The following is a 10,836-nucleotide window of genomic DNA, read 5'->3' as shown; positions in this document are numbered from 1 at the left end:
CTCTGCGCCGATGGTACTGCAAGGGGGACCTTGTGGGAGAGTAGGACACCGCCGGACTTACTTCACAAAATGGCCACCCAGCAATGGGTGGTCATTTTGCGTTAACAACACCAACAGAGGAGCCATCGTGACCGAGCCTGATGACGAGAAGCGTCGTGCTGACAAGCGACCGCACACGCCTCGGCGCGATGGCGACAAGCGCCCGTTCCAGCCTCGCCGCGACAGCAGTTCGCGACCGGATCAGGGGCAGCGGCCCGAGCGCGGGGGGCAGCGTCCTGACCGGGGTGGCCGTCCTGAGCGCAGCGGTCAGCGGCCTGAGCGCGGGGGGCAGCGTCCTGAGCGCGGCGGCCAGCGCCCCGACCGCGGAGGTCAGTCGGGCGAGCGTCGGCTCTGGACGAAAGACGGCAAGCCCGCCCGCAACGACGCGGGCGCGCAGCGGTTCGAACGGCCTCCGCTGACCGAGGATGAGCTGAGGGCGAGAGAGCTCCGCGCGGTCCGCACGCGCCACGACGACCCCGAGATCCCGGAGGACGTGACGGCGCGCGACCTCGACAAGGGGGCGCGACTGCAGCTGAAGACCCTCAATAAGGAGAACGCCGAGGAGGTCGCCCGCCACCTCGCGATGGCTGCGCGCCTGATCGATGACGATCCTGAGCTTGCCCATCAGCACGCCATCTCGGCGTCGCGTCGCGCCGGCCGCATCGGAGTGGTGCGCGAGACCCTCGCCATCACCGCCTATCGGACCGGAGACTTCGCGCTCGCGCTGCGGGAGCTCCGCACCTACCGTCGGATCTCCGGCTCCAACGAGCAGCTGGCCCTTCTCGTCGACAGTGAGCGGGGGATGGGTCGTCCCGATCGCGCGCTCGAGACCGGTCGGTCTGTGGAGCGCTCGACGCTCTCGCCCGCCGCTCAGGTGGCCGTGGCGATCGCGATGTCCGGCGCGCGACTGGATCTCGGTCAGCCGGATGCGGCGCTGGCGGAGCTCGAGATCCCGCAGCTCGATGCGACGGTGGCCTACTCCTACAGCCCCGACCTGTTCGATGCCTACGCCGAAGTGCTCGAGGAGCTCGGCATGGAGGAGGAATCGGCGCGCTGGCGTGAGCTCGCCGCACGAGCTGACGCCGCCCTGAACGGAGGCGACGACGCCGACGACGTGATCGAGATCGTGGAGGAGTTCGAGGACTTCGACGAGGACGAGAAGGCGTGATGAGTCTGTTCCGCAGCAGAAGGGTCGAGACCGTGCTTCCCCTCGACGGCATCGACACCGTGCTCGCCGATCTCGACGGGGTGGTCTACCAGGGGCCGGCGGCGATACCGTTCGCCGCGGAGTCGCTGGCTCGTGCGGTGGCTGCCGGCATCCGCACCGGCTACGTCACCAACAATGCCTCGCGCACCGACGCCCAGGTCGCCGAGCACCTCTCGAGCTTCGGGCTGAGTGTGGCTGCCGAGGACGTGGTGACGTCGCCGCAAGCGGCCATGCGCATCCTGGCCACGCTGGTCGAACCCGGTGCGACGGTGCTCGTGGTGGGTGGCGAGGGGCTGACCTCCGAGGTGGAGAAGGCGGGGCTCGTGGTGACACGGGCCGCGGCCGATGGGCCCGCAGCCGTGGTGCAGGGCTTCGCGCCGGAGGTGGGCTGGAAGCAGCTGGCCGAGGCGAGCTTCGCGCTGCACGACCCCGCCGTGCACTGGGTGGCCACCAACACCGACTGGACCATCCCGGTGGCCGGCGGGATCGCGCCGGGCAACGGCACGCTCGTCTCCGCCGTGCACACCGCCGTGGGCCGGCTTCCCGTGGTGGCCGGCAAGCCCGAGGTCGCGATCTTCGAGGAGGCCGTGGCCCGATTCGGCGCCACCGCCTCGAGCGCCGCGTTCCTCGGCGATCGGCTCGACACCGACACGAAGGGCGCCAAGCGCGCCGGGCTGCGCGCGATCCACGTGCTCACGGGGATCGACCGCGCGAAGCAGCTTCTGGCGGCACCGGTGGACTGCCGGCCCGACTTCATCCTCGAGGACCTCCGCCAGCTCTTCGAGGAGTATCCGGTGACCGAGACGTCGAAGGACGGCACGGAGACGAGCGTGGGGTCGGCGGTGGTGCGGATGAAGGGCCACGTGGTGCGCATCGTGAAGCCGGGGGACACTCCGGTCGACCTCGTGCGCGCCGGTTCTGCGGCCATCTGGAACTCGGGCCTCGCGATCCACGCCCTCGACGTGGAGCCCGCCCTCTACAGCTGAGGGGCGGGTACGCTGAAGGGGTGAGCACAGAGCAGGTCGACCCCCGTGGCATGAGCCCGCACGAGGCGCTCGATGACGCCCTGGTGCCCCGGCTCCGCGTGATCGAGGAGCAGCCGCTCGATCAGCGCGCCACTGCTTACGCCCAGGTGCACGACCAGCTGAAGTCGCGCCTCGAGGGCAGCGACAGCACGGGAACGAATGCCTAGTTCGCGACTCGACGCCGTCGTGGCCGCCCGTGGTCTGGCGCGCTCTCGCACTCACGCCGCCCGGCTCATCGCCAAGGGCTACGTGCGCGTCGACGGCGATCCCGTGGTGAAGGCCTCGTTCCCCGTGGAGGAGGAGCAGGTGGTGTCGGTCGACGCCGTCGACCGCTACGTCAGTCGCGGCGCCAACAAGCTCATCGCAGCTCTCGACGCCTTCCCGGCGGTGGCCGTCGAAGGCGCCCTCGCCCTGGACGCCGGTGCCTCGACGGGCGGGTTCACCCAGGTGCTGCTCGAACGCGGGGCGCGGCAGGTGATCGCCGCCGACGTGGGGCACGGGCAGCTCGATCCGATCATCGCGAAGGATCAGCGGGTGGTGACGGTGGAGGGCTACAACCTGCGGTACGCGACCCCGGAGACGCTGGCCGGGGCATCCGGTGTCGAAGGGCCCGTGGACCTCGTGGTGGGCGACCTCTCGTTCATCTCGCTCGGTCTCGTGCTCGCACCGCTGCGGGCACTGGCTTGGCCGGGCGCCGACTTCGTGCTGCTCGTGAAGCCGCAGTTCGAGGTGGGTCGCACCGGGGTGAAGGAGGGGATCGTGAAGAACCGCGACCTCCGCGCCGACGCCGTCTCGAACGTGCTGTGGAGCGCCTTCGACCTCGGCCTGAAGACCGCCGGGCTCATCCGCTCGCCGATCGCCGGCGGCTCGGGGAACCTCGAGTACCTGGTCTGGTTCAGCGAACGCGAGGGCTCGCATCCGACAGAATGGTTGGACCGCGTGACCGAGCTGACAGGAGGATGAGCCGTGGCCGCTGAACGATACATCCTCGTGGTGCTGCACACCGGGCGGAGCGATTCCGTGGACGCCGCGCTCAGCGTGTGCCGGCAGCTCCGGGAGGCCGGAGTGCATCCCGTGATCGCACACGTCGACGACGATGACCACCCCGAGGTGCTCGAGCGGCTGCGGCCCTACGAGGTGCTCGGCGACTCCGTCGCGATCTCGGATCTCGAGCTCGTGATCGTGCTGGGCGGGGACGGCACCATCCTCCGCGCCGCCGAGATCGTGCGCGGCTCGACCGTGCCGCTGCTCGGCGTGAACCTCGGGCACGTGGGCTTCCTCGCCGAGAGCGAGCGCGAGGACCTCGCGTCCAGCGTGCAGCGCGCCCTCGAGCGCGACTACCTCGTGGAGGAGCGGATGACGCTCTCGGTGCGGGTGAAGGTCGCCTCCGAAGTGGTCTACGAGACCTGGGCGCTCAACGAGGCGACCGTGGAGAAGGCCAGTCGCGAGCGGATGCTCGAGGTCGTGATCGAGGTCGACGGCCGCCCGCTGTCGAGCTTCGGCTGCGACGGTGTCGTGATGTCGACCCCCACCGGATCGACCGCGTACTCCTTCTCCGCCGGCGGCCCCGTGGTGTGGCCGAGCCTCGACGCGCTCCTGATGGTGCCGCTCAGCGCTCACGCTCTCTTCGCCCGGCCGCTCGTGGTGGGGCCGGACTCCGCTCTCGCCGTGGAGGTGCTCGACCGGAGCCAAGGCGGAGCCGTGCTCTGGAGCGACGGCAGACGGATGCGCGACCTCCCGCGAGGTGCCCGCGTGATCGTGCGGCGATCCTCCACCCCCGTGCGGCTCGCGCGGCTCGCGATGGCGCCGTTCACCGATCGCCTGGTGCGCAAGTTCAATCTGCCCGTGAACGGGTGGCGGGGGCCGATCGAGAGTGACTGAAGACCTGTGATCGAAGAACTGTCGATCAGGGACCTCGGGGTGATCGGCGAGGCCGTTCTGCCTCTGGGCCCTGGATTCACCGCCGTGACCGGCGAGACCGGTGCCGGAAAGACCATGGTCGTCTCGGCGCTCGGGCTGCTGTTCGGCGAGCGGGCCGACACGGGCTCGGTGCGCTCGGGCGCTCCCCACGCCTGGATCGAGGGGCGGCTGCTCGTGGATCCCGAGGGCCGGGTGTCGGATCGGGTGCGCGAGGCCGGCGGCGACGTCGAGCGCATCGACGGAGATCCCGCCGGTGAGCTCATCCTCTCCCGGTCGGTCTCGGCCGAGGGCCGCAGCCGCGCCGTGGTGGGCGGGCGCTCGGCTCCGATCAGCCTGCTGAACGAGCTCGGCGGCGACCTCGTGGTCGTGCACGGGCAGTCCGACCAGTTGCGACTGAAGAGCCAGCAGGCCCAGCGCGCCTCTCTCGACAGCTTCGCCGGGCCCGCGTTCGCCGAGCGGCTCGCCGCCTATCGCGAGCTGCACCGCACCTGGCAGGCGCACGCCGCCGAGATCGAGACCCTCGTGACCGAGCGCTCCGCCCGCCTCCGCGAGGCCGAGCAGCTGCGGACCGCCGTGGAGGAGATCCAGGCGATCGCGCCCATGGCGGGGGAGGACGAGGAGCTCGCCGAGCTCGCCGCCCGGCTGACGAACCTCGAGGACCTGCGGCTCGCCGCCGCCGAGGCCAAGGAGAGCATCTCGAGCGAGACGGGCGACACCCCCGACACCGTCGTGCTGATCGACACCGCCCGGCGGGCGCTCGAACGCGTGGCGCATCACGACGCCGCCCTCGCCCCGGTGGTCGAGGCGCTCGAGAACGCCAGTTTCCTGGTCTCCGACATCGGCGCCCAGCTGGCCAGCTACTCCGCCTCGCTCGACACAGACGAGGCCGGTCGGCTCGACGCCGTGCAGGAGCGGCGTGCCGACCTGACCAGCCTCATGCGCAAGTACGGTCCTGAGCTCGCCGACGTGATCGCCTACGCCGAGAGCGCCGAGCCGAGACTGCTCGAGCTCGACTCCGATTCGGACCGCATCGAGGAGCTCACCGCGCTCGTCGACGACGAGCACGCCGCGCTCACGGTGGCCGCCGACGGCCTCACCGAGCTGCGCAGCACCGCTGCGGGCGTTCTGGCCGAGCGGGTGACCGCCGAGCTGGCCGCGCTCGCGATGCCCAACGCGCGCTTCGTGGTCGAGATCCAGCCGCGCGACGAGCTCGGCACGACGGGCCGCGACCTCGTGCAGTTCCTGCTGCGGCCGCACGAGGGCAGCGACCCCCGGCCCCTCGGCAAGGGCGCTTCGGGCGGTGAGCTCTCGCGGGTGATGCTCGCGATCGAGGTGGTGCTGGCCGCGGCCGATCCGGTGCCCACGTTCGTCTTCGACGAGGTCGACTCCGGCGTCGGCGGCGCCTCCGCCATCGAGATCGGGCGCCGCCTCGCGGCGCTCGCGCAGAACTCGCAGGTGATCGTGGTGACGCACCTCGCCCAGGTCGCCGCCTTCGCGTCGAACCATCTGCGGGTGGAGAAGGACCTCGACGGCCCGGTGACGGCCTCGAACGTGGTGCAGCTCAGCGGCGACGCACGGCTCGCCGAGATGGCCCGCCTGCTCTCGGGACTTCCGGACTCGGAGTCGGGCCTCGCGCACGCCGCCGAACTGCTCGCTACGGCCCGGAGCCTCGCTGTGTCACACTGAGATCCATCGCGGGCCGGGGGTGGCGCGGGGATCGAGGGCTCGACATGGCACGGGAGACGAACGCGGAGCTGACGGCGCTCGTGGAGCGGCTGCGAGCCGAGAACGAGGCGCTGCGGGCTGCGGCCCTCGAAGCCGCGGCGGACACGGCCGGCTCTGCGGACACCGTGCCGATCGGTGCGGAGGCAGGGAGCGGGGCTGCGGACGGGGGAGCGCGGCGGCGGGGTCGCTCGCGGGGCCGCACCGTGGCATCCGTCGCCCTGGTGGTGATCGGGCTCGTGCTCGCCCCCGTGGCGGTGGCGGCGAGCTGGGCCGAGAGCCAGCTGGCCGACACGGGGGCCTTCGTGGCGACCTTCGCACCGCTCGCCGAGGACGAGGCGGTGAAGTCGCTCGTGGTCGCCGAGGTGATGACGGCGGTGGAGCAGCAGGTCGACTTCGAGACGCTCACGGGCGAGGTGTTCGATGCCGTGGGCGGTCTCGGGCTGCCGCCCGCGGCATCCGCTGCCCTGCAGGCGCTGCAGCAGCCGGCCGCGCTCGGGCTGCGATCGCTCGCGACGGGCGTGGTGACCGACTTCGTGGAATCGGACGCGTTCGAGGAGATCTGGGAGCAGGCGCTCCGGGTGAGCCACCGGCAGGTGGTGGCCGCGATGACGGGCGATCCGACGGCGGCGCTGTCGATCTCGGGGGCCGGCGAGCTCTCCGTGCAACTGGGGCCCGTGATCGAGGCGGTCAAGGCGGCCATGCTCGATCAGGGGCTGGGTTTCGCCGAGGCCATCCCCACGGTGGACGTGTCGATCGTGGTGGCGCAGTCGGACGGCCTCGGCCAGCTGACCCTGCTCTACGGCCTCGCCGTGGGCCTCGGGCTGTGGCTGCCGTGGGTCGCGCTGGCGTTCCTGGTGGCCGGCGTCGCGGTGGCGAAACGGCGAGTGGTGACCCTGTTCTGCACGAGCCTGACGCTCGGTGTCGTGATGGTGCTGCTCGGGATCGCGCTGCGGATCGGTCAGCTCGTGGTGGTGGCGCAGATCGCTCCGCGCTACCTGCCGATCGATGCGGCCGGCGTGATCTACGACGCGGTGACCTCCCGGATCGCGGGGACCACCGTTGCCGTGGCCGTCCTGGCGTTCACGGTGATGCTGATCAGCTGGGCGCTCGGGCCGTTCCGGCCGGCACCGGCACTCCGACGGGCGTTCGGCGACGCCGCGACGCGCCTCCGCGCTCACGGCGACGCGCGCGGGATCTCGACGGGCGCCTTCGGCGCGTTCCTCGGCCGGTTCCGGCTCGCGGTCGAGGTGCTGATCGGAGTCGCGGCCGCCGCGTTCGTGCTCCTCGTGCGCCCGCTCTCGACCGGGCAGACGATCGGCGCCGCCGTCGTGGCGATCGTGCTGATCCTCCTCGTGGAACTGCTCCAGCGGCCCGCCCTCAAGGCGCCGGATGCCTCCGCCGACGACACGACCCCCGAGAGCACTGATAGGATGGAATTCCGTGGATGAAGCTCAAGCTGCGGACCGGCCGGACGTGAACGGCAACGACTCGAAACTGACGAAGCACATCTTCGTCACCGGGGGTGTCGTCTCCTCTCTCGGCAAGGGCCTGACGGCCGCCAGCCTCGGGAATCTGCTCACCGCACGCGGTCTCCGCGTGGTGATGCAGAAGCTGGACCCCTACCTCAACGTCGATCCCGGGACGATGAACCCGTTCCAGCACGGCGAGGTCTTCGTGACCGACGACGGCGCCGAGACCGACCTCGACATCGGGCACTACGAGCGGTTCCTCGACATCAACCTCAACCAGGCCGCGAACGTGACGACCGGGCAGATCTACTCGAGCGTGATCGCCAAGGAGCGCCGCGGCGAGTATCTCGGCGACACCGTGCAGGTCATCCCGCACATCACCGACGAGATCAAGCGCCGGATGCGGCTGCAGGCGCACGACGCCTCCCGGCCCGCCAGCGAACAACCGGATGTGATCATCACCGAGATCGGCGGAACGGTCGGCGACATCGAGTCGCAGCCCTTCATCGAGTCGGCGCGCCAGGTGCGCCACGAGCTCGGCCGCAAGAACGTGTTCTTCGTGCACGTCTCGCTCGTGCCCTACATGAACGCCTCTGGCGAGCAGAAGACCAAGCCGACGCAGCACTCCGTGGCCGCTCTCCGCTCGATCGGCATCCAGCCCGACGCGCTCGTGCTGCGGAGCGACCGCCCCGTCTCGGAGAGCAACAAGCGCAAGATCGCCCTCATGTGCGACGTCGACGAGGCCGGGGTCGTGAACGCGGTCGACGTGCCCTCGATCTACGACATCCCTACGATGCTGCACGACCAGGGCCTCGACGCCTACATCGCCGACCACCTCGAGCTCACCGACAAGGCGGGCGACGTGGACTGGGCGGGCTGGCAGCCCATCCTCGACGCCGTGCACGAGCCCAAGCACGACGTGACGATCGGCCTCGTGGGCAAGTACATCGACCTCCCCGACGCCTACCTCTCGGTGACCGAGGCGCTGCGGGCGGGCGGCTTCGCACACAAGGCGAAGGTGAAGATCAAGTGGATCGCCTCCGACGAGTGCGAGACGCCCGAGGGCGCCGCGCGCGAGCTGTCGGACGTCGACGGCATCTGCGTGCCAGGCGGCTTCGGCGTGCGCGGCATCGAGGGCAAGCTCGGCGCCCTGCGCTTCGCGCGCGAGAACGGGATCCCCACGCTCGGACTCTGCCTCGGCCTGCAGTGCATGGTCGTGGAGTACGCCCGCAACGTGACCGGGCTCCCCGGGGCCTCCTCGAGCGAGTTCGACCCCGACACCGAGTTCCCCGTGATCGCGACGATGGCCGAACAGGTCGACATCATCGCCGGGGGAGACCTCGGCGGCACCATGCGCCTCGGGCTCTACGAGGCCGACCTCGCGTCGGGCTCCACCGCTGAGCGCGTGTACGGGGCGGCGACCGCCTCCGAGCGGCACCGTCACCGCTACGAGGTGAACAACCGCTACCGCGACCAGATCGCCGAGTCGGGACTGTGGTTCTCGGGGCTCTCGCCCGACGGCCAGCTCGTGGAGTACGTGGAGCTGCCGCGTGACGTGCACCCGTACTACATCGCCACCCAGGCCCACCCGGAGCTGCGCTCGCGACCCAGCAACCCGCATCCGCTCTTCAGGGGGCTCGTCGAGGCCGCCCTCGAGCGCCAGGAGGCCAGCCGCCTGTTCGCCGTGCAGGACGCCGATGCCTGAGGAGCTGTTCGCCGACGATGACGCGCCCGTCGAGGTGCTCTCGAGCGACGTCGTGTTCGACGGCTACGTCTGGGACGTGCGGCGCGAGTCGTTCGAGTACGGCGGGGAGACGCTGCGACGCGACTTCGTGGACCACCCGGGAGCCGTGGCGGTGTTCGCCCTCGACGACGAGGACCGGGTGCTCGTGATCAAGCAGTACCGGCATCCGGTGCGCCGACGCGAGTGGGAGCCGCCTGCCGGGCTGCTCGACGTGGCGTCGGAGCCGGCGCTCGACGCCGCCAAGCGCGAGCTCGCTGAGGAGGCCGACCTCGAGGCCGACACGTGGAACGTGCTCGTGGACTACCTCACGACGCCCGGTGGCAACAACGAGGCCATCCGGATCTACCTCGCGCGAGGGGTGCGGGCCACCGGATCGGCTTTCGACCGTGAGGCCGAGGAGGCCGACATGGAGCTGCGGTGGGTGCCCCTCTCGGAGCTCGTGGACGCGGCGCTCGACAGCCGGGTGCAGAATCCGTCGCTCGTGATCGGGGCGCTCGCCGCTTCGCTGTCACGGTCGCGCGGGTGGTCGACGCTCAAGCCCGCCGACGCGCCGTGGCCCGCTCGGCCCGGGGCCGGCGGCTAGGAGCGTGGCCGAGGACGGGGCCGCTCCTTCGATCGGGCTCAGCCGGCAGGACGGGGCCGTTCGGCAGGATGGGCTCGGCCGGCAGGTCGACGGGTTCCTCCGCCACATCACGGTCGAACGCGGTCTCGCCGCGAACACCGTGGCCGCCTACCGGCGCGACCTCGCCCGGTACACGACGTGGCTGCGCTCCTCCGGGCTCGTCGACGTGGCCGCGATCGGCGAGGGCGACATCGCCGCGTTCCAGCGGGCGCTCCGCACCGAGGAGGGCGGGGAGCTGTCGGCGTCGTCGGTGGCGCGCATCCTCTCGACCGTGCGGAGCTTCCACCGGCACCTCACCGAGGAGGGGGTGACGGAGGTCGATCCCGCTCGCGAGGTGAAGCCGCCCAAGCTCGGGCTGCGGCTGCCCAAGGCGATCTCGATCGACGACATGGAGCGGCTGCTCACGGCGACCGGTGGCGAGGACTCGCCCGATCCGGTGGCCGTGCGCGACCGCGCCCTGCTCGAGATGCTCTACGCGACCGGGGCCCGCATCACCGAGCTCGTCTCCCTCAACGTCGACGACGTGCAGGACGGCGACATGGTGCGGGTGACCGGCAAGGGCAGCAAGCAGAGGATCGTGCCCGTGGGGAGCTACGCGCGGCGGGCCCTCGACGCCTACCTCGTGCGAGTGCGGCCGGTGTTCTCGGCGCGGGGGCGGGCGACCCCCGGGCTCTTCCTCGGGATCCGCGGGCAGCGGCTCAGCAGGCAGGGCGCGTGGCTCGTCATCCGGGCCGCCGCGGAGCGCTCAGGGATCGCCGCGCACGTCTCGCCGCACACCTTCCGGCACTCCTTCGCGACGCACCTCCTGCAGGGCGGGGCCGACGTGCGTGTGGTGCAGGACCTCCTCGGCCACTCCTCGGTCTCCACCACCCAGCTCTACACCCAGGTGACCGCCGACACACTCATCGACATGTACCAGTCGGCCCACCCGCGCGCCCGGTAGCTGCGGTGGCGTGCCTGCCCGCCCCTCTGCAACACGTCCGACCTCTGCCGTGCCCACCCTTCCGCGACTTGGCAGTAGATGCGCCCAAACGCGTCGACTTGACACATCTTGTGTCAAGTGGGCGAAGCGGCGAGGACTCAGG

General features: G+C 71.1%; 10 protein-coding genes. All 10 read left to right on the top strand.

Going from position 1 to position 10,836, the window contains the following annotated elements; translation table 11 throughout:
- Positions 1 to 127 precede the first annotated feature (127 nt).
- From N1028_RS16785 to xerD, 10 genes are read left to right on the top strand one after another with little or no spacing between them, the layout of a single operon-like run.
- Entirely contained in the window at positions 128 to 1,207 is a 1,080-nt protein-coding gene (locus N1028_RS16785; protein ID WP_259530539.1) for a tetratricopeptide repeat protein, read from the top strand.
- Complete coding sequence (locus tag N1028_RS16780) at positions 1,207 to 2,232, top strand: HAD-IIA family hydrolase (protein ID WP_259530538.1); 1,026 nt, start codon at positions 1,207 to 1,209, stop codon at positions 2,230 to 2,232. Before N1028_RS16785 ends, N1028_RS16780 begins: the two co-directional genes overlap by 1 nt.
- A 20-nt stretch (positions 2,233 to 2,252) precedes the next feature.
- A complete protein-coding gene (locus N1028_RS16775) occupies positions 2,253 to 2,438 on the top strand; it encodes a hypothetical protein (protein WP_259530548.1) in 186 nt (61 codons plus the stop codon).
- Complete coding sequence (locus N1028_RS16770) at positions 2,431 to 3,234, top strand: TlyA family RNA methyltransferase (protein WP_259530537.1); 804 nt, start codon at positions 2,431 to 2,433, stop codon at positions 3,232 to 3,234. The genes N1028_RS16775 and N1028_RS16770 overlap by 8 nt, the downstream gene beginning before the upstream one ends.
- Positions 3,235 to 3,237: 3 nt before the next feature.
- Positions 3,238 to 4,152, top strand: a complete 915-nt coding sequence (locus N1028_RS16765) for an NAD kinase (RefSeq protein WP_259530535.1) — start codon at positions 3,238 to 3,240, stop codon at positions 4,150 to 4,152.
- Between the two features lie 6 nt (positions 4,153 to 4,158).
- The gene (gene recN / locus N1028_RS16760) at positions 4,159 to 5,877 is read left to right on the top strand and encodes a DNA repair protein RecN (RefSeq protein ID WP_259530533.1); all 1,719 of its coding nucleotides are present in this window, start codon (positions 4,159 to 4,161) and stop codon (positions 5,875 to 5,877) included.
- A 44-nt stretch (positions 5,878 to 5,921) separates the two neighbouring features.
- Complete coding sequence (locus N1028_RS16755; RefSeq protein ID WP_259530532.1) at positions 5,922 to 7,364, top strand: hypothetical protein; 1,443 nt, start codon at positions 5,922 to 5,924, stop codon at positions 7,362 to 7,364.
- Complete coding sequence (gene pyrG, locus N1028_RS16750; protein ID WP_375163454.1) at positions 7,339 to 9,090, top strand: CTP synthase; 1,752 nt, start codon at positions 7,339 to 7,341, stop codon at positions 9,088 to 9,090. The genes N1028_RS16755 and pyrG overlap by 26 nt, the downstream gene beginning before the upstream one ends.
- Positions 9,083 to 9,712, top strand: a complete 630-nt coding sequence (locus N1028_RS16745; RefSeq protein ID WP_259530531.1) for an NUDIX domain-containing protein — start codon at positions 9,083 to 9,085, stop codon at positions 9,710 to 9,712. The genes pyrG and N1028_RS16745 overlap by 8 nt, the downstream gene beginning before the upstream one ends.
- A 31-nt stretch (positions 9,713 to 9,743) precedes the next feature.
- On the top strand, positions 9,744 to 10,694 hold the full coding sequence (gene xerD / locus N1028_RS16740) for a site-specific tyrosine recombinase XerD (RefSeq protein WP_259530546.1): 951 nt from the start codon (positions 9,744 to 9,746) through the stop codon (positions 10,692 to 10,694).
- The last annotated feature ends 142 nt before the right edge of the window (positions 10,695 to 10,836 follow it).

The sequence above is a fragment of the Herbiconiux oxytropis genome (assembly GCF_024979315.1).
Lineage (GTDB): Bacteria > Actinomycetota > Actinomycetes > Actinomycetales > Microbacteriaceae > Herbiconiux > Herbiconiux oxytropis.
The sequence above is the reverse complement of the archived record's forward strand: the minus strand, read 5'-3'. Positions and strand labels throughout refer to the sequence as shown.